Origin of the sequence: Gilvimarinus japonicus (genome assembly GCF_042847215.1) — a bacterium.
In the GTDB taxonomy this organism is placed as follows: domain Bacteria; phylum Pseudomonadota; class Gammaproteobacteria; order Pseudomonadales; family Cellvibrionaceae; genus Gilvimarinus; species Gilvimarinus japonicus.
Genome location: NZ_AP031500.1, coordinates 1114835 through 1134593, shown reverse-complemented (window position 1 = coordinate 1134593; position 19759 = coordinate 1114835). Strand labels below are relative to the sequence as shown.

18 protein-coding genes are annotated in these 19759 nt (G+C 51.1%); 6 read left to right on the top strand and 12 right to left on the bottom strand.

The window, feature by feature from the left end; translation table 11 throughout:
• Positions 1–3 precede the first annotated feature (3 nt).
• The 4 genes from ACGHAD_RS04845 to ACGHAD_RS04830 form a co-directional block, all read right to left on the bottom strand.
• The gene (locus ACGHAD_RS04845; RefSeq protein ID WP_382413430.1) at positions 4–756 is read right to left on the bottom strand and encodes an SDR family NAD(P)-dependent oxidoreductase; all 753 of its coding nucleotides are present in this window, start codon (positions 754–756) and stop codon (positions 4–6) included.
• Positions 757–898: 142 nt separating this feature from the next.
• Positions 899–1246, bottom strand: a complete 348-nt coding sequence (locus tag ACGHAD_RS04840) for a cupin domain-containing protein (RefSeq protein WP_253966361.1) — start codon at positions 1244–1246, stop codon at positions 899–901.
• Positions 1247–1318: 72 nt separating this feature from the next.
• On the bottom strand, positions 1319–3475 hold the full coding sequence (locus ACGHAD_RS04835) for an alginate lyase family protein (protein WP_382413433.1): 2157 nt from the start codon (positions 3473–3475) through the stop codon (positions 1319–1321).
• A 6-nt stretch (positions 3476–3481) separates the two neighbouring features.
• Entirely contained in the window at positions 3482–5692 is a 2211-nt protein-coding gene (locus tag ACGHAD_RS04830) for a chondroitinase-B domain-containing protein (RefSeq protein WP_382413435.1), read from the bottom strand.
• Between the two features lie 604 nt (positions 5693–6296).
• On the opposite strand from ACGHAD_RS04830, the gene ACGHAD_RS04825 reads away from it, so the two are divergent.
• Positions 6297–7076 carry a FadR/GntR family transcriptional regulator gene (locus ACGHAD_RS04825; RefSeq protein ID WP_339617554.1) on the top strand — a complete coding sequence of 260 codons (780 nt, stop codon included), beginning with the start codon at positions 6297–6299 and terminating at the stop codon, positions 7074–7076.
• A 60-nt stretch (positions 7077–7136) separates the two neighbouring features.
• Positions 7137–8447, top strand: coding sequence for an MFS transporter (locus tag ACGHAD_RS04820; protein ID WP_339617555.1), 1311 nt, complete (start codon positions 7137–7139; stop codon positions 8445–8447).
• A gap of 446 nt (positions 8448–8893) precedes the next feature.
• Here ACGHAD_RS04820 and ACGHAD_RS04815 read toward each other — a convergent pair whose 3' ends face one another.
• A complete protein-coding gene (locus ACGHAD_RS04815) occupies positions 8894–9799 on the bottom strand; it encodes an NAD(P)-dependent oxidoreductase (RefSeq protein ID WP_382413438.1) in 906 nt (301 codons plus the stop codon).
• Positions 9800–10781: 982 nt separating this feature from the next.
• Complete coding sequence (locus ACGHAD_RS04810; protein ID WP_382413440.1) at positions 10782–11282, bottom strand: elongation factor P hydroxylase; 501 nt, start codon at positions 11280–11282, stop codon at positions 10782–10784.
• 444 nt (positions 11283–11726) lie between these two features.
• On the opposite strand from ACGHAD_RS04810, the gene ACGHAD_RS04805 reads away from it, so the two are divergent.
• Positions 11727–12428 carry a hypothetical protein gene (locus ACGHAD_RS04805; RefSeq protein ID WP_339617558.1) on the top strand — a complete coding sequence of 234 codons (702 nt, stop codon included), beginning with the start codon at positions 11727–11729 and terminating at the stop codon, positions 12426–12428.
• 16 nt (positions 12429–12444) lie between these two features.
• Here the strand turns inward: ACGHAD_RS04805 and tusA are convergent, their stop codons facing one another.
• Complete coding sequence (gene tusA, locus ACGHAD_RS04800; RefSeq protein ID WP_339617559.1) at positions 12445–12684, bottom strand: sulfurtransferase TusA; 240 nt, start codon at positions 12682–12684, stop codon at positions 12445–12447.
• Between the two features lie 187 nt (positions 12685–12871).
• Here tusA and ACGHAD_RS04795 point away from each other — a divergent pair, with 187 nt between their 5' ends.
• Both ACGHAD_RS04795 and ACGHAD_RS04790 read left to right on the top strand, forming a co-directional pair.
• Positions 12872–13303, top strand: coding sequence for a hypothetical protein (locus tag ACGHAD_RS04795; protein ID WP_382413443.1), 432 nt, complete (start codon positions 12872–12874; stop codon positions 13301–13303).
• Between the two features lie 79 nt (positions 13304–13382).
• Complete coding sequence (locus tag ACGHAD_RS04790; protein WP_339617561.1) at positions 13383–13664, top strand: antibiotic biosynthesis monooxygenase; 282 nt, start codon at positions 13383–13385, stop codon at positions 13662–13664.
• Here ACGHAD_RS04790 and rlmM read toward each other — a convergent pair.
• From rlmM to ACGHAD_RS04775, 3 genes are read right to left on the bottom strand one after another with little or no spacing between them, the layout of a single operon-like run.
• Positions 13661–14719, bottom strand: a complete 1059-nt coding sequence (rlmM, locus tag ACGHAD_RS04785) for a 23S rRNA (cytidine(2498)-2'-O)-methyltransferase RlmM (RefSeq protein ID WP_382413445.1) — start codon at positions 14717–14719, stop codon at positions 13661–13663. The two genes, ACGHAD_RS04790 and rlmM, sit on opposite strands and share 4 nt — an antisense overlap.
• Positions 14716–15354 (bottom strand): alpha/beta family hydrolase, encoded by a 639-nt coding sequence (locus ACGHAD_RS04780; RefSeq protein WP_382413447.1) that lies wholly within the window; start codon positions 15352–15354, stop codon positions 14716–14718. Before ACGHAD_RS04780 ends, rlmM begins: the two co-directional genes overlap by 4 nt.
• A 3-nt stretch (positions 15355–15357) precedes the next feature.
• A complete protein-coding gene (locus tag ACGHAD_RS04775) occupies positions 15358–15582 on the bottom strand; it encodes a YheU family protein (protein ID WP_339617564.1) in 225 nt (74 codons plus the stop codon).
• 100 nt (positions 15583–15682) lie between these two features.
• Here ACGHAD_RS04775 and ACGHAD_RS04770 point away from each other — a divergent pair, with 100 nt between their 5' ends.
• Positions 15683–16222 carry an ACT domain-containing protein gene (locus ACGHAD_RS04770; RefSeq protein ID WP_339617565.1) on the top strand — a complete coding sequence of 180 codons (540 nt, stop codon included), beginning with the start codon at positions 15683–15685 and terminating at the stop codon, positions 16220–16222.
• 36 nt (positions 16223–16258) lie between these two features.
• On the opposite strand, the gene ACGHAD_RS04765 is transcribed toward ACGHAD_RS04770, so the two are convergent.
• Entirely contained in the window at positions 16259–17029 is a 771-nt protein-coding gene (locus ACGHAD_RS04765; protein ID WP_382413450.1) for a VIT1/CCC1 transporter family protein, read from the bottom strand.
• A gap of 40 nt (positions 17030–17069) precedes the next feature.
• The gene (locus ACGHAD_RS04760; protein WP_382413452.1) at positions 17070–19754 is read right to left on the bottom strand and encodes a molybdopterin-dependent oxidoreductase; all 2685 of its coding nucleotides are present in this window, start codon (positions 19752–19754) and stop codon (positions 17070–17072) included.
• Positions 19755–19759 lie beyond the last annotated feature (5 nt).

Sequence of the window (19759 nt, the reverse complement as noted above, 5' to 3'; positions counted from 1 at the left end):
CAATTAGGAAAACAGCAAGCCGCCGTTAACATCCATATTTAACCCAGTAAGGAATGATGCCTCGTCGGACGCTAGATAGGCGACCACATCAGCCACCTCATCGGGAGAGCCTTCACGGCCCAGAGGCGTTGCGCCGGCAACATTCTTACGAGCTTCGTCTTTGGTAAAAGTGTCATGGAAGGTGGTGCTAATCATACCCGGACACAACGAATTCACTCGTATTCCACGACCACCTAACTCCTTGGCCATCGAGCGAGTAAACGTCATCACCGCACCTTTTGCTGTGGCATAAGCTGACGCACCAGGGCCACCACCATCGCGACCTGCCTGCGAAGAGAAGTTGATGATAGAGCCGCCCTCACTCATGTGTGGGGTCACGAATTTAGTCAATAAAAAAGTACTGGTTAAATTTAAGCGAACGACAAAGTCGAAGAACTCGGCATCCATTTCATCAATAGTCTTACGTGCAACCAAGCCACCCGCCACATTGACCAATATATCGATTTTCTCACCGAAAGCTTCTTGGGTTTTAGCCACAAGGTTTTGCACCTCGTCTGGGTTTCCCATATCGCCGCGAACCAAAATCGCCTCTGCACCTAGCGCCTTAACCTCGGCTAAGGTTTTCTCGGCCTGATCTTGACTGCCAAAGTAGTTGATCACCAGCTTGGCGCCTTCTTTCGCTAGCTTCAAAGAAATAGATTTACCAATGTCACGACCGCCACCGGTAATAACGCAAACACGATTTTTAAGTTTCATATAACACCCACCTAAGGATCAATTGTTGTCGCGGAGGTGAAACCTTGCCGCCAAGATAAACTGTTTTTGGTACCAAGCTGGCAGGAAAACGTCAGAAAAATAACAACTTCGCCTACTGACACAAGCCATCAACAAAGGTCAACTACTTTCCACCCACCATATCCGCGCGAATGGGGCTGAAGATATCAATCAAGATACCAGCCTCTAAACAAACCGCTCCGTGCTCTTCATTGGGTGGGACATAAAAACAGTCGCCACCTTTCAGAATCTTTTTCTCGCCATCAATCATGACTTCAAACTTACCGCGCTCGACATAGGCTACTTGTGAGTGAAAGTGGCTATGAACATAGCCCTCACTACCCTCTTCGAATGTCACACGAACCACCATAATCTGCTCGTTGTAACCCATAATGCGACGTTTCACACCGGGCGCCACATCCTCTTCCTCGATGGTATCCATCTCAATAAATTTACTAGATTCAATCAGCATCATCATCACCTGCATCTATCAAAAAAATTGGATATCGTTTGTTCGCACCACTAAAATCCACTGCGATAAAAATCAGTTTTTTTCTTTAACGACTTTAGCCTCGGTTGGACCGGAGCTCTTATCACCACCAGCCAAAACCAGAGTAAACGTTCCCGTTTCACCCATATTTACCGTTAACTCCGCACCAGATTGTGTCACTTTATAATCTAATGACTTTAAACGGCTATAAGCATTAGTGACATATTCGGCGGTACCATTGTATTCACCGTGAGGCTCGATGACGGAATACATCACAACATTGCTCGCCGTTAGGCGACGTATTGCGCCCTGATCACGACGGAGGTTGTGATTGGGGTCGTTAGCGCCAAGCTGGAAGAATAATGTTTTCGCCGAATCGTCGCTGTCAGAGTAATGCCCGTAGGTATATGAGTAGAAGCGATCACCGAGCAACCAGGTCAATCGATTTTTACTCGAGGCACTATTGCCCTGACCACGCAACAGCATATGCTGATAACCATTATCCTCGCCCATAGGCTTCCAGGTATTGAAGCTCTGGTAGTCAGATAAATTGTGATCAATTATCTGACCATTAAAGTGCAGCGGCAAATCATACTGGTGCACGGCATCGGACTGAATTGAAACCACGTCAATAACAAAAGGCTCCACTGACTCAGGCTTAATCAGAGCTTGCACCCGGGTAAAGTTGACGCCCTCGTAAGCGGTATTAATGCGACCGATACTTATATCGGCTAACTCACCGGACACAAAATCGACCTGCTCGGCTGGCTTTTTGTTCGCTTCTTTCAAATCGGCGTTGAACTGGCTTTTTTGATCAACCACCAAAGTATTGTGCGCAACACTCTGTTTCGCCCAAGTATCATTCTCTTGCAAATAATGGCCGCCGTACTTCGCCTCGACGTTAAGGTAGCGAGCGGCACCATAATCTGTGACGACCTCATTACCATTGTCGTAGAGTTGCCAGCTGAGACGATCGTAATGGCCGTGGCCCATGCCTTGGCTGGTATTCTTGGAAACCACCAAGGTGCCAGTCTCGTTATTACCTGAGCGCATCAATGCTAAGGCGCCCTGTTTACCCGAGGCTCCATCGCGATAAATTTTTGACTCGTACGGGTATGGCGCCACCGAGTTGCTGGCAATAATTTTAGACAGAGCAACCCCTCCGGCGCTAAGGCTGACGCGCTCCTGCTGCCTCGCAATATCACTTAAACTTCTGTCGGAGGTAATATCATAGGCAATAGCGAGTGCCTGCACTAACTCTTCGGTTTTAATGCCTTTGTCTTTAATCGCGTCATTAATGGGCAAAAACAGGCCGTTATAGCTCAACTCAATGACGGTATAGATCGCTTTTAGCAAAATGCCGTCGCGATATGCAAAAATAGCTTTGTCCGGGTCATTGGTTTGAATGGCTTTAGCAAACCAGACAAACGGCATCAGAGCATAACGCTGATAGTAAGGCCCTTCGGTGTAATAGCCGTCGGGAGAAAACAGCTTGTCCAACTGCTTATAAAAACCCGACTCACCGCTTAAATCCAAGCCTTTAAGCGCTTGGGCGACATAATCTTCACGCCCGGTTGCATAGCCCACCATACCAACTGCTGCAACCGCCCATGTGCCATGGTTGTGAATCTTGTCAAAAGTCTGCGGCTGCCCCTTCGACAAATAGTCCGCTACGGGAAACAACAGGTTATTTTGTATATGGCTTTTTTGCTCATCGGTAAGGGCGTCGGCCACCATATCGTATGCCTGAATGGTATAAACCAACCACACGGCCTCGTTCAGGCTCTGCCAGAAAAGCTTACCCGGTGTCTGCTCTTTTTTCTCAGGGTGTAGCCCAAGTGTCGGATACATTTTAGCGTAAGCATTTAGCATGTCGGTAACATATTTACTGTAGCGACTTTCACCGCTCAACTGAAACTGCAAGGCAGCCGCGTACATTGCTTTATAGTTTCGCTTATGCTGCTCGTGCGTATATCCACCGCCGGCGTCTTTGGGCCAAGGTACCACGATGCCCTCGGTTAACGCCGCATCAGCCAAACGTTTATTATCCTGCATGGATTGCTCCAGCAGGCCGCCAGAAGCCTGGCGCAGCGCAGTGATATCACTTTCACTGATTACCAGCGACGGCGATTCGGCAGCGGCAAGGTTCATCCCGCCAAGTAGCAAGCAGACTATGCCGCTGGTTTTAACGATAAAAGAAGGAATCTTCATAGCCATTTACTCAGAAAAATTATTGTTGTCAGCGGTGAACGTCGACTCCATACCCGGCACGATACTCTCTACCCGATACAGCGGCTTATGGTTGTAGTCGTTATCTTTAACCCGAATTACAGGACCGCCCACCGTGTGCTGAACCAAAACGGGGGCGCTGTTATCAAAGCGACTATTCTGGAGCATGGCGCGCTGCACACCGTGGAGCAAAATGCTGTTACCTTTGGCGCCAGCAGCCGGAGACTTGGTTACGGTGACCTGGTCGACATTTACATGCGGACCAAAAGTACTTTCATCGGTACCACCTCGATACACCGTCATCAAACCCCCATTAACATTACTTACTTGGCTGTTTTTCACGGTAATGTACTCAGCGTTGTACATGCCATAATCGTCTTTTTCGGAATCTAGTTTTAACACTGAGCCTGTTATATTGCTAAAGCTGGAGTCACTCACTAAGACATAATCGGCAAACGTGCTCTTGCGCAATTTGATAACGTCAAAATCTTTGTTGATATTTAAATCCGAGACCTCGACGCCCAACAGCTCAAGTGCAAAATTTTTGTTCATTGGGGCGCTATCGGAGCGAATCACAGCGTTAGCCTTATCGTCAGGGGCGCGCGCACCACTGATCGACAGATCCTGCAGGCGAACAGAGCTACCATTCATCAAATCAATAAGTGACTTACGGCCAAAGGTCAGTCGGGTTTTCCCCTGACCAGCCCCGCGTATAATCAAAGGTTTATCCAACAAAATGGTTTTTGCCACATGGTAGTCACCTTCGGCAAGCACCAGCTCAGCCGCACCCTCTAATTCACTGTAGGCTGCGGTAAGAGTGTCTGTACCTGGCTTCACCTTAACCGTTTTAGCAACAGCAAAGCGATCCGACTTCTGATACTTTGGATACCAAGAAACACCTACTTGCTCTTTAGTCACCGGTAATGGAGGCGCCGCCACATTTAAGCTGTTGGACTTTTCAAAGCCACCTGCCAACTCGTCGCCCACCGCAAAGTTAACTTTATTGCCGCTAAAATCGATGCCTTTTACACTGTCGTGCAACTCAAAAGGTGACTCTTTAGAGTCATTAACAATGGTGTTATTAACAAAACGGCTGTTTGACGGCGCAGCACTGCGCTCTTCATCGCTCCCGGCGCCAAAGATAATACGTTCGACATTGACGAGTGTGTTGCCAGTGATTAGCGCATTATCTACCTGGTGATAGCGATTAATAGGCGAGTTAGGCACACCGTTCATCACCACTAAACCGCCACCAAAGCGCGAACCGGTCAGCCCTGATAGATAATTATTTTTAATCACTTGATCGGCATTAATGACGCGAATACCACCGGTATGATCGACGCCATTACCGATAAAGGCGTTGCCTTCGACTAAGTTACCGTTACCGTGACGTAAGGTAAGTGTGCCTCTGGACTCGAAAAACACATTATTCTTAATGGTATTTTTGCCAGATTTATTGGATACAATTTCGACTTCACCGTCGCAATGGTCAAAGTAGTTATGAGCCACAGTCGTCAAAGAATCACTTAAGGAATAGTGACTAGTGCCGATCCGCAGTGTCTCGCCACCATTGGAACCCAACACCGGTCGCGGACCAAAATAGTTGTACTCAATGACATGGCGATTTTCTTGGCTGTGCTCGGTATCGAGCCGCACCGCCATGGTCACACCTTTATTGCGCTTAAAGCTAAAATGGTTGTGATCGATACGGTTATTTTTGCCGTAGACACTCAGCCAGTAATCGGTCTCATAACGATCAGGGTTGCTAAAGTCGTCGATTACCACTTCGGTTAAACGAGTATTAACGGCAATCGTTGAGTAATCCGACGGATTTTCTGGTTTATCGGTGCGAAAGGATATGACCGCATCGGAGGGTGTATAACCGTCTTTAAAAACCAATCCGCGAACCACCAAGTATTCGCCCGCCAATTTCAGGTTGGAGCGCCCACTGATAATCGCCTTACCGGGATTTGCGGCGGCCAATGTAATAGGCTTCGCTTTCGTTCCGCGACCGGTAAATACAAATTCGACATCACGCCAAACACCGTCCTGCAGCAAAATCCGATCGCCAGGCGCCAGGTCACCCACCACTTGCTGATACTCAGAAAAATCAGCAACAGGGTAATCTTTTGCCGCACACAGCGCGGGGACTAAAGACAGTAAAAACACACTAGAAAAGATCGAAATTTTATTATTCATAGCAATCACACCACAATTTCGCTCAAAAAAACGACCCGGCCTCCTATCATTAAGGAGGCCCGGCCATGGTAGAGCCACATATCGGAACCAGCGGCAACGCTGACCTCTAGCTTGGGACCGGTGCTCATATCCACTTATTTTGGTCGACACTAGGACTCATTAACGGCCCTACAAAGGCAAACAGACGCATATCGGGCGGCATCACAAACCGCAAAACTGCCACATTCACCCCTCTCGACCACTCTGACCACAGGTTATCAGCGGTACAACAATAGTGTCAACCAATTATTATTACAGAAATGGTTTACATTGAGTTCAAACTAGCTTATACCTAAAACCCACAGGATTAAGGGTGTCTCAGAACAACAAATAATTGCTGCCACCCCCAGCGGTTAGTGGTTGGCAGTAAGGTTTTTAGCGGCAATAACAACGGCTTAGCCGCCTATAAAAGCTTTTAGCCCGGAAATGTAAAGCTCACAAAGGATGGTTTACGACACAACAATAACAAAATCGTCTACCAAAACTCATTACCAATTAGCTTTAGTCGTGTTAGGATTGGTTACATAGCTATAACATAATCAAGCTGGAAGGCGGGAGACGGCCAATGAGCAAAACCAGTGGTACAAAAAACCAGCGCACATACCGCAAGGTTGCACAAAAAATTCTGCAGGCGCTGAATTCTGGTGAATTCCCGGCCGGCGCTCGCCTGCCCCCAGAACGAGAGCTATCAGAACGGTACGGCGTAAGCCGCCCAACCATCCGCGAAGCTATAATCGCCTTAGAGGTAATGGGCCTGGTAGAAGTGCGAACCGGCTCTGGGGTGTACGCACTAAAGTCGTCGCAAACAAAAAGCCTCAACCCGCGCGAATACAGCCCATTTGAGATTACTGAAGCCCGGGTGCTGGTGGAAGCAGAAGTTGCTGCCCTGGCAGCCTCTACCATGACCGAAGATGAACTGGACGAATTAGCAGCCGCTTTAGAGGAGATGGTACTGGAAAACAAAAACGGCAACTTAACCTCTGAAGTTGCCGACAAGAAATTTCACTCGGTTATTGCCGACGCGACCCAGAACCGGCCGCTTATTAGCATTATTCAACACCTTTGGGATATCCAGGCCAACCTACCCGACATAAAAAGAGCGCACCAATCGGTTTGCCGAACCGATGGCTCCAAGCGTGTAGAGGAACACCGCGACATACTTAACACTTTGCGAGCCCGCGATTGTCACGCGGCCCGTATCGCTATGCGTAATCATTTTTCGCGCTCACTTGATGCACTGCTCGAAACCACAGAGCAGCGCGCCGTCGAAGAAGTCCAGCGGCAGCTAACCGAACGGCGAGAAAGATTCTCGCTAAGCAGAATTAAATATTCACCCGAGCAATAACTAAACCTTTATCCATAAATACCGAACTCACAGTTAAACAACTTCTTAGGGAGTACAATAATGAAAGTTAAAAATTTACGATGGTGGGTGATTGCCCTGATCGCGCTAGCCACCATTATTAACTATATTGACCGCCAAACGATGAACGTGCTCTGGGCCACCAGCATGGGCGAAGAGCTATACCCAGACTTAGATGCCGATGGCCGTAAAGCGATCTACGGCACAATCTCTGGCTTCTTCATTTTGGCTTACGCTTTGGGTCAGGCCATATTCGGTAAAATTTTTGACTGGGTGGGCACCCGCATCGGCTTTGCACTTTCGATCGGGGCCTGGTCCATTGCCACCGCGCTGCACGCTTTTGGTCAAGGCGTTGTCTCCCTAAGCATTTTCCGCAGCCTACTCGGGATAGCGGAGGCCGGTAACTGGCCCGGTGCAGCCAAAGGCAATGCCGAATGGTTTCCAGCCAAAGAGCGCGCCCTGGCTCAGGGTATTTTTAACTCGGGCGCGGCCATCGGCGGCTTGGTTTCGATTCCGATTATCGCTTACTTGGCGATCCACTTCAGCTGGCAAGCGATCTTTGTCATCGTCGGCGGTCTCGGCCTGCTATGGTTAATTCCTTGGCTGGTTTTGGTAAAAGCACCACCCAAAAGCCATCCATGGATTACCGAGGCCGAGCGCGAATACATTCTGACAGGGCAAAAAACCACGCCTGCGACCGACGATAATAACGTCGAAACTGAATACGCCCCCAACACCAAAGAAATGCTGTCACGCAAACAAAGCTGGGGGGTTATCATTGCCTCTGCCGCTATTGATCCAATTTGGTGGCTGTTTGTTTTTTGGATACCCACGTATCTTGCCGAAGTGTACAACATGGACGTTAAAGGTATTGCCTTATACGGCTGGGTTCCCTATGTCGGCGCGATGTTCGGCGCTTGGTTTGGCGGCCTGCTCTCGCAAAACCGAATCAATGCCGGCTGGACAATCAACAAAACCCGCAAGTTCGTTATTACCCTTGGCTGCTTACTCATGCTGCCGTGCCTACTGGCAATGGCCAACCCCGGCGGTCCGGTTAATGCGGTATTGCTTATGGGGATTATTCTCTTCGGCTTCCAAACCACCATCAGCAGCGTACAAACACTGCCAGCTGATATGCTGAGCCAGAAGTCTGTGGGGTCATTGTCGGGTTTTGCCGGTATGGCGGCGAAGTTTTCAGCGTGGGGGCTTACTGTTTTCGTTCCTTGGCTAACTCAAGGCGGCAACTACACCCCTGCGTTTGTGATTGGCGCCTCTCTAGCGCTGATTGCTCTGGCCGCTGTTTGGATTCTAATTCCAAACGTTGAGCCGCTAAAGGCTAAAAGTAAGTCTTAGGACGTTCCGCGAGCTGATCAGGCAGCTCGCACCCCCCTAAGCCGCTCGAATCAATCATTGGCATTGGCTCGGGCGGCTTTTTTACGCCTTCGAAAAAACCTGGTAGCATTCCTAAATACTCGGTCCATTAACAACCTTTACCCCCACCCCTGACCGTCACTCAGTAGCGCACCGAGACGACCTACCCCCAAAACTGCCCCCTCAGGTGAGCAATAGGCTACATGGGCGCTCGCTTATTTTGTCGCCCACCGCACGAGTCAGCGCAGATGATAAAGGTTAATACCCGCAACAGATGCGAACAAAAAGTAAATGCTAGCGGGGTAGATGAGCAGGAAGGTGCCGTAAAAAACGCAAGTCTTTGCCAATTTGAAGCGAGAAAAGCTACAAACAAAAAAACCGCGCTTTGGCTGTTGCACCAAAGCGCGGTTTTTTAACGTATCGTCAAATTACTTTTCTAACTTGACAAAGTAATCGAAGATCTCGGGAACATTGCCATCCCCCATTCCCGCATCAAATGCAGCCTGCAAGTGCGATGAGGTGCCCTCGGCGATCGGGGCTTTAGTATTCAGATCTTTGACCATCTCCAGAAAATACCCCAGATCTTTATTAGCATTAGCGATTGAAAAACCTAAATCGCTTACACCGTCTACGGCGTACTTTTTGCAAAACTGCATAAAAGGAGAGCTCGACGGCCCGGTCGACATAATGTCGAATAATTGCTGGCGATCAACCCCTGCCCGGTCGGCAACTGCAAACGCTTGCGACATGGCACACACCGTCGTCATACCCATAAAGTTATTGATCAACTTAGTGGTATGACCTGCGCCAAGCGCACCCAGGTAGAACACATTCTCTCCCTGCATCTCTAGCACAGGCTTGACCTTCTCGAAGGTTGCTTTGTCGCCAGAGGCCATAATATTAAGCAAGCCATCTTTTGCATGCGCCGGTGTGCGACCCAAGGGTGCATCGACCATACCCGCACCCTTTTTGGCCAAATCTGCGCCAATTTTACGAGTGGACGCCGGGATCGAGGTGCCAAAATCAACCACCACAGCGCCCTCTTTAATGCCGGCTAGAATGCCGTCATCGGCATACATCAGCTTCTCAACCACGTCAGAGGTGGTAAGACAAAGCATGATGATGTCACTGGCTTGCGCCAACTCTTTAGCTGACTTAGCCTCTTTCGCACCTCGAGCCAGAACAGCATCTACGGCGTCTTTGTTTAAGTCCATTACAATTGGCTCAAAACCTTTCTTTTGCAGGTTTTCAACCATGTTACCGCCCATAAGGCCCAAGCCAATAAATCCAACGACAGGTTTAGCCATGTCTGACTCCTTAAATGTATTTTTCAAACTCGATGTAATAGGTAGAACACTTAGCTCTCACAGAAATTAAGGTGACTGTGAGCAGCCATTGCTAACGAATTCCGGCCTTTAACTACTTGGCGTCTTTCGAAAAAATCCGTCACAAAGTGATTCGTTGTTGTCACTGCTCGAAGCAAAGGAAAAGAAAATCATGACCGAGAAAGCCAAGTTCTTATTATTCATATCGCCCACACCACTGTTGCGCTCAAAAAAACAGGCCGAGCCTTACTCGCAAGAAAGGCTCGACCCAAGGAGAGCCACACACTAGAGAACAACTAACACGTCGACCTCTAGCTTTGATCAGCGTGAAATGACCCGCCGAACCTAACGACGCTTAACAGCGTCAACACCAACCGGTGTCCTAAGCTAAATTCAGCCATCATCTTCGACCGCACGCTTAGACTACCAACAGCGCACCCAATATGTCAACCAATTATTATTACCGGATTGTTTTTCATTAGTCCACGGTAATGCCGATTCGGCAAGACAACAACAAAATGGGTCGCTACTCGGGCCGAAGCTTGCAGCCACTGGGCTTTTGATCACGCGCCGACGCGAGCAACGGCAACCCCTGCCGAGCCCACAAAAATTGGCACTCCTAGACATCGCAAGGAGTGCGAGCTGAATCATAGCAACCAGAGTGTATTACCAATAAAAAGGCGAGAATGCGACCACAGGGCGCCAACGATACCGGTAGCCAGCCAACCAGGCGCCACCTTCAACGCCGCCCCCAAACACAGCGCAGCCGCACCTGGCCTTGCGAGTTAAACGGCTCAAAGAGGTTGTGACGCGCGCCATGAGATGCAGAGCTTCAAGAGCCGTTGATAAGCGTGCTCCGTAAGTGGGACTTATAAGAGTGAACCGATAAGAGGCTATCGGCAGCCGTTTATGCAGGAAATAACCTGTAAGCACATTGCCGCGCCCACCACCCTAAACAGCAGGCACATTTATAACACTAGGCGACGTGCCCTTATTTGGCTTTCGCTATCAAGCTATTAAGGCCTAGTAGTATTTTTTTAGCGGTTGGCGGCGGGTTGCTTGTCATCTCTAAATAGGCCTCGTGCATGCCCGCCACAAAACTATCGGATGGCGGACGGCCGGAAAAGTCATCTAAGCTGGGAGTAAACGGCAGCCCGACGATCTCACACATCGCTTTTTCTAGGCCCTGTGGCCTAGCCTCGACCATCTCGAACTCGTATTGTTCTTGCTCTGACCGACCACAAGGCGTGTACCAAAAGCCGAAGTCGTCCAAACCCCGGCGACGATCTCCCGCTAGGCAATAATGTGATAACTCGTGCAACAAGCTTCTTGGGTAGTTGCTCCTAAAGTGAACTTCTGCCGGAGCCCCATCCTTAGGGGCCACATAAACAGGCTCCTCTGCCCCGCCAATAAAGCTCACCTCCGGGAGTATTTCTTTCAACACCCCAATCAGCGCTCTACAGGCGTCATCATCACTTGCAAACAAACTCATTTCAATATCTCTATTGCCCTTGCCTCACGGGGCGCGGCTGGCTCAGGTTGCAGGTTAACGATTTACAGCGCATCAGTTGCCGCGCTTATGGTGATGGGAATACTCCGAGTACTGCCCCAACGCACGAAATAACCCTCAACAGCCGGCGCTCCTGCGGCACTTTACCCAGTCAAACATTCAGGCCAAATGTCGTTAATTTCGTCAACTCGCCGTCAAAATCGTCACGGCGTGGTGGGACGAATTTCGTTCAACGCGGCGGTCTCAACCGCCAGGGCATTAATTTTTGTCAGGCAGGTATTGTGCTAAAGCAGATAAGCATATACCTTATGTAGTGATGGCCCTGTTATTGCGGGTATCGGTTCGCAATAGCGTGTAATCGTACCCTTATGTATTTCTCAACCAGAGCCTCGTCCGGTCCCCGGCCTCATCTAGGAGGTGTGTATTATGAAGACCCCCGTCAAAAACGACAACTCAGATAACGTTGTTGATTTCTTTTCTGGCAAATCCTTCAGCGAACTCCACGATCAGCGTTTTATACGCCTGTCGGCCGAGCTCGACGGACTGGAAATGCTCTACTCCAACGAAAGTAACCCAGACAAGCTCTTTAGTTTAAAGATTTTATGTTGGGGCCTTAGGGCCAACGGTGATGTCGTGGGGCTAGTCCCCTGGCTGAATGACATTGTCGCTTGTACCGATGTCTTTGACCCGTTAAACGGTCAGTGGGAAGGCTATTACGATGCCGGTATCGACGAAGTCTTTTTTGATGCCCCGATGCACAAAATCATCGAGTTGGAAACAGCGGCTGAATACTACGAGCTAGAGTGCGAAAACGACGACGATGTGGTCCAAGAGCTGCCGGACACCATCGGCACGCACGCGGTATTGGCCAACCCTGCTAATCATCAGCTAACACTGGTGGAGGTAGTAAGCTGGCGGCTACTGCACGACGGCAGTATCTACGGCATGCTTACCGATGCCGACAAGGTTAGTAGCACCCCGGTGCTCCCCGGTGATGAATGCTTATACTCAGCGCAACAGCACGATGAGTTTCGCTACTTTTTTCAACACCAAATTGCCAACAAGATCAAAGCCGAAGACCCAGAAGCACTCGCGGCCATCTCGATGCTCGTCGAAGAAACCCCATAAACCAAACTTTTGTAATCTATCGCTCGGCCAAACGGATGGTGTAATAATAAACACCGTCCGTTTCTTTATCTGCGACTAACTCGTGACCTAAAAACAAACAGAACTTAGGAATGTCACGCGTCGTCGATGGATCTGTCGCCTGCACCTCAATAACATCACCCACCGCCATTTTTTTTACCGCCTGATGCAGCATCATGACGGGCTCTGGACACAGCAAGCCTTTGGTGTCCAAAATATTATCAACTTTCTCATTCATAGCGTCATATCATCTTAAAACCGCCAAGCAACGGCCTGAGCGGTTGCTAAACTTAATGTTAGTCACGTGCGGCGGCGGCATCGCTTTTGCCATCGCACCAAGGCATGCAACACCGTGCTTTTGCCAGTGACTTTTGTACATAGTATCAGATGCCACCCCGGAAAAGCCTGCCACGCAGGCTTAGCCTATGATTCCTAAGCGTCAGATGGCGCGGGAGCTTGTTGTTATGGCACATTTGTACGGCTGCGAGCCAGGTTCCAACGGTTTCACGCCCGCCTCACAGCAAATGTTTAGCTGCCAAAACTTACTGCTTACACAGGACTTACTGCGCGATACCGAGCCCGCGCTGGCCCAGCAAGTTTGTAAACTACTGCAGCAAACAAACCAACAGGGCAGTTACCACCAAAGTATTGATCGTCGTCAGATAGGTTTCTACCCCCTAATCAACGAGCTGGGCGCCCAATCGATTACCCGTATTATTGCCAACCTTACCGCAATGGGTACGCTGTGGCTGGAGCAATCACCGCCCCAGCGTCACAGCGCCAGACCGCTTAAACAGCTACTGGACGAATGGATAGCGCTTGGCGATTGGTTGGTTCACACGGCAGCAGTCCATTAATTTTTGCGTTACAATAAAATAAAGGCGCCAAACGGAGGCGCCAACCAAGAGCTGAAAAGCCGCGCAAAAAAGGTAAACCATGATTTACGTTTTAGTCGAAAGACACATCGCCGACACAATGGAAAGCACTTACGATGTGGCCGCCCAGATGGCACTCGAGGCAGCCCACCGTGCACCTGGGTTTATTTCTGGCGAAACATTGAGCGATATGCAACGCGGCAACCACCGCTACTTGCTCTCGAAGTGGCGCTCGTTACACGACTGGAAACAGTGGTATTACAGCGATGAGCGGCACGAGGCCATGAACCAGCTCAACCCAACTTTATCCGACTTTGAAAAAATTACCCTGCTAGAGCGCTAGCGTTTTAGCAAGCGGATGTGCCCGGTAACCTCTTCACGGTCGTGGTACAACTGCTTAAACGCAATATCCGCGTTAATCCCAGCGGCCGCCATCGTATCGGCTAGCCGCTCGGTCAGTTTCGTTACCTCTGCGTAACGCTGCTTCATCGGTAGCTTTAAGTTGAACACCGCCTCGCGAAACAGGCGCCGCTCGGCCCAGCGGCCTATTAAGCTGGCCGTACGTGCCGGTTTATCGGCTATATCGCACACAAGCCAATCCACCGCTTTTTTCGGCTCGTAGACAAAACCGTCCATTTCATGGTGCGTCACCTGCCCGGTCTCCATCAGCGACTGCGCCATCGGCCCGTTATCGACTGCATCGACAAACATACCTCGATTCACCAATTGCCACGTCCAGCCACCTGGCGCGGCACCAAGATCGACCCCACGCATACCACCGGCCAGGCGTTCATCCCATTCATTCGCTGGGATAAAATGGTGCCAGGCTTCCTCTAACTTTAAGGTCGCCCGACTCGGTGCGGCCGAGGGCTGGCGCAACCGTCGGATGCCCATGGCCACGCTAGCACTGTTGTTAACGGGCGCCACTCCCACAACGGCGCTGGTGCCCGACAAAAACAACACGTGTAAGCGCCACTTTGCCGAAGGCGCTAAGCGCTGATGGCGCTTAAGCGCCTGAATAAACGGCTTACTAAACTTACGCGCCAACGCCGTGAGCGACTTGCCATCGTTAGTGTCGGTGGTTTCGGGCCATAGATCGCAGGCCACCGGCAATGCTTGCGCCTGCGCCAGCAGCGGTGTTAACCGGTCATTGACTGGCAGCTCCTGCAAGATCCCTTCCCCGACAAACCACTGGCGCGCAAATATTAAGCGTTTAAACTCGAGCCGCTTAACTAGCTGCTCTGCACCATCGGGCTCGTGGGTGACGTAGATTACCAACGCACTTGCAGGCTCCGTTTTGCTAAAACCATAAATGCCGTAGGCTGCGGCCAAATCGTTTATTTCGGCCACACATTCTTTCTCAAAGCCGCTGCGACAGTGCAAATAAAGGTGATTCACGTTAGGCTCCTAACGGCTGTACTCACAATAAAATCCGCCGCCGCTCGTGCGGCCGTGGCTATGTGCTGCTCCTGCGAGTAACCCGAGCGAACCCGGGGTTTAAAATCGTGATCACCGTCTTCCAACCATTGCAGCGCGATATTCTCGGGCAACGCATAACCCGTCACCTCTTGGCGGTCGCCAAGTTTGTCTAGCGTGCCCTGGATGATCAACGTCTCACAAGGTAGGTGTTGCAAGGTATCAACCCGTAATTTATCGGGCTTAGCAGGAGGATGAAAAGGATAACCAAAACAAATCACGCCAGGCACATTGCTATCTGCTGCTAACACCGCCGCCATCCTTCCTCCCAGTGATTTACCGCCAATAAACACCGGCCCGTTAAACTCCTGCTTAGCCATAGCTAATGCCGCATGCCAGGCTTGGATAAGCTCGGATTGACGGTTAGGTGGGCGCTTTTTACCGTTCAGGCGCCGCTCGACCATATAGGGAAACTCAAAGCGGCCGACATTAATACCCAGCTCACACAGCAGCTCACTTAAGCGCTGTAAAAAGCCACTATCCATCGGCGCGCCAGCGCCGTGCGCCAAAACAAGGGCTGGCGCATCGTCTCGCGCCCGATCAATCAATAACGCCACCGGCTAGATTCCTGGAGGCAGTTGATCCGCCGACACCAGCGAGGTGGTTTCGATTGCAGGGTCAAACACAATCACCACGGTACCGCGCTCTAGCTGGCCACGCACCTGACTCACTTTAGTGGTAAGCGGCACGTCTTGCTCGCCGTATTCAGTACCCTCGCGGGTGACAAATTCTTCAATCAGCGCATCGAGGGTTTCGGGCGCTAGCTGCTGATGGGGAATAATCATGTTTGCCTGTGTTATCTTAGGGGTGCGTTTTGCTGAGTGGCGGCTTACGCCTAGCGGCGCCGTATATCATAATCGAGTCATGACAATAAAAGGACATCACGTGAACCAGCATCTTGTACTCACTGTTATCAGCGCAGACCGCCCCGGGGTTGTGCAATTGTTGGCCAAAACCATTCACGCCCATCAGGGCAGCTGGCTAGAGAGCCGGATGGCCCACTTGGCCGGTAAGTTTGCCGGCATTCTACAGGTCGCGGTGCCCGATGAAAATCACTCTGCATTGCTTGCCAGCTTAAAAGCACTGTCAAACGATGGGCTGCACATCGTGGCCGAGCTCGCCGACAAAGAAACCGACAGTAGCGATCATCACTTTGCGTTTAGCGTGGTAGGCCCAGATCGCACCGGCATTGTGGTCGAAATTGCCGAGGCCTTTGCCGAGCGCGGCATCAGTGTGGAGGAGCTAGAAACCGATTGCTCCAGTATGCCTTGGTCGGGCGACCCGATGTTTGAGGCTACGGGGTTTATCCGCGTACCCGCCGATGTGGACATGGATGATTTATACGATCAGCTTGATGTAATCGCCGACGAGCTTGCGGTGGATGTTCGTATTGAGCAACCGGAGGCGCCCGAACTTAAGCATTAACTCTGACTTACGCTTTACATACTTCCGCCCTGCAGGCTACGCGATCAAACCATTCAACCCGTAGCCAACGCCGTAGGCCAGTAGCGCGGCGGCGCCGCCCATTAGCAGCGTCTCGAGCGCTGCCACCCAACGCGAACTGCCCACCTGAGCGCCTTTGGCGGCGCCAACCAAGACAAAACTGACACCCGTTAGCAAACAGCTGTATAGGTAGGGCTGGGCAATAACACCGGCGCTCATTGCGTTAACCAAAAACGGCAACAGCGGCAATGCCCCCAAACTAATAAATGCCACAAAAGTCACTGCGGCAGCTTTATAGGCACTTGGCGACTCCAGTGTTAAACCGTGCTCGTCTTGCAGCATAGTGTCCACCCACAGCCGTTCATCGCCGGTTATGGTATCGACAATAGACTCAAGTGCCGCCCCCTCGAAACCTTTTGCTAAAAAGATCTGCCGCACTTCCTCACGCTCACCTTCAGGGTAAAGCGCAATTTCCCGCATCTCTTGTCGCCGGGTTTTGTCACGGAGTTGGTTTTCGGCGCGCACACCCAAATAATTGCTCACCGCCATACTAAAACCATCGGCCAACAGATTGGCAAGCCCAAGTACAATCACCACCGTCGCCGACAAGCCAGCGCCGGCAACGCCGGCCACAATCGCAAAGGTAGTAATAGCGCCATCGATGGCGCCGTAAATAAAATCGCGCAGGTAGTTTTGTGAGGGCCCTTGGGCCAGCCTCTTAGCGATTCGCGCCGGGGCGTGGCGAGCCATTAACAGCTCGCGCTCGGCGGGGGTAATGGGTGACGACATAAGCAAAAACCTTGCAGCCAAAGCAGCTATGGCTGTGAACTTAACGCAGCATCGCCTTCAGCTCGGGGATACACGAGCCACAGTTAGTACCGCATTTGATGGCTTCACCCAGCGCCTCGACGCTACCGCATCCATTGCTAATGGATTTGCGGATCGTATTCTCGCCGACCTGAAAACACGAGCAGACAATCGTGCCCTCGTCTTCAACGCCCGCACCGGGTATCCCTGCCAGTATAGCAAAGCGCCCCGCGGCATCGATGGTTTGCCCTAGCTGTTGCTCCAGCCAGCGCATTTCAGGCGCGCTTTTTTTATCGGTTGCGGCGCTAAATACCACCGCGAGCTTGCCATTTATAAAGCCCGCCGTACGGAAAAACTGATGGTCGGAGTCTTCCACTGTGACCCAATCGGTAATCGCCAAAAACTGTGAGTGCGCCCAATCCCGCCAAGAGGGCAGCCGCTTGCCATCGGCCACGCGAAACTTGTAACCGTCATCTAGAGTGATTTTGGCCCAGTATTCACAGTCAGGACTAATATCATCAGCGCAAATCAAAAAGCCATTCCACGCCTGACGAAAGGGTTTAATCATTACCGGCGAGTGTTTAAATTCTGGCTGGCCACACAGCGGATCGACGATTGGGTTTACCAAAGCATCAGCACAGCTAGACGAGGCGTATTTGCCATTCCAATGCATAGGCACAAATACCTCGCCCACGCGCTGCGACTCGGTCGGTTTAACGCGACCGTAATACACGCTACCGCGATTTTTAAGTACAGCCAAATCACCCGCGCACAAACCAAAGCGCGCAATATCATCGGGGTGAACATCAATATAAGGTTCGTCCACATGGCCCAGTAACTTAGCGGCAGTACCGGTGCGCGACATGGTATGCCACTGATCACGAATACGGCCGGTGTTCATAATCACCTGATTGGGCAGCGCCGCTTTTTCCGGTAACCGGGCGGTTACCGGCACTAATCGCGCGCGGCGATCGGCTGTAAAAAACTGCCCGTCGGCAAATAGTCGCTTGGTACCCTTGGGGGCGTCGGCGGTAACCGGCCATTGAATGGGCGATAGGTTTTGATAATCTTGCTCGCTAATATTCGCCAACGCGGCGATATTAAACCCGCGCAGGGCCGCTGAATCAGTATTATCTAACGCCGATAACGCCGCGTGCTCGCGAAAGATCTCGACCGGATGCCGATAGTTAAAATGCTTGGCAAAACCTAATGTGGCGGCAAAGCGGGCAATAATTTGCCAGTCGTGTAGTGCCTCACCGGGAGGCTGCAAAAAGCCTTGCTGCAACGAGATACAGCGCTCCGAGTTAGTCACGGTACCGTGCTTTTCACTCCAGGTAGAGGCAGGCAGCACCACATCGGCCAACTTGGCCGTGTCGGTATTACCAATACAATCGCTCACCACCACTAAATCGCATTTTTTCAGCGCTTCGCGCACTTTGCCGGCATCGGGCATAGTCACTGCAGGGTTAGTGGCCATAACCCACACGGCTTTAATCTTGCCGTCATGGATAGCATCAAACATATCCACCGCTTTTAGCCCCTCGCGGCGAGCCATATTCGGCGCCTGCCAAAAGCGCTCTACCCGCTCGATACTTTCAGGGTTGTCGTAGCCCATGTGCGCGGCAAGTTGATTGGCCAAACCGCCCACTTCACGGCCGCCCATAGCGTTGGGCTGGCCGGTAATCGAGAACGGCGTGGCGCCCGGCTTGCCGATTTTACCAGTAGCCAAATGGCAATTAATAAGTGCGTTGCCTTTATCGACACCCGAGGAAGACTGATTAACCCCTTGCGAAAATACCGTCACAACTTTGTCGTGCTCGGCAAACAAACGGTAAACCCGCTCGACATCTTTGGGGTTCACTTCGCAAAAATCGGCGGCTGCCGTAGGGGTTGGCACTTGCTGGCTGGCCGCAGCTAAGGTTTCGTCAAACCCGTTACAGTGCGCGGCAACATAGGCGTGATCGACATGGTTATGCTGCTGCAGGTACTGTAATAACCCATTAAAAAAGAACGCGTCGGAGCCGGGTTTAATCGGCAGATGCACATCGGCAATTTCGCACGTGGCCGTGCGGCGCGGGTCAAGCACCACGATTTGCATCTCGGGGCGCAGCTCTTTGGCCCGAGCAATACGTTGGTACACCACTGGGTGCGCGTAAGCGGTATTCGAACCCACCAAGATCAGTACATCAGTTTGCTCTAAATCTTCATAGCAACCCGGCACCGCATCGGAGCCAAAGGCTCGCTTATGGGCCACCACCGCCGAGGCCATACATAGGCGCGAATTAGTATCGATATTAGCAGTACCGATAAAGCCTTTCATTAACTTATTGGCAATATAATAGTCTTCGGTTAACAGTTGGCCCGACAAATAAAACGCCACCGAATCTGGGCCGTGCTCGGCGATAATATCTTGAAATTTTTCGGCAGCAAAACCCAGCGCAGCATCCCAATCGGCGGGTTTGCCGTGTAGCATCGGTGTTAGCAAACGGTCAGGCGATGCCTGCGTTTCATGCAAAGACGAGCCTTTGACACACAAGCGTCCCAGATTTGCCGGATGCTCTTGGTTGCCTTTAACCGCCACGACTCGATTGTCTTTCACCTCAGCGCTAACACCGCAGCCAACACCGCAGTAACAACATGTGGTGTTTACCGTCGCGCTCGGCGCAATAGTGCTATCGGTCGTAATAATGTGTGCTGTAGAAGTCATAAGGT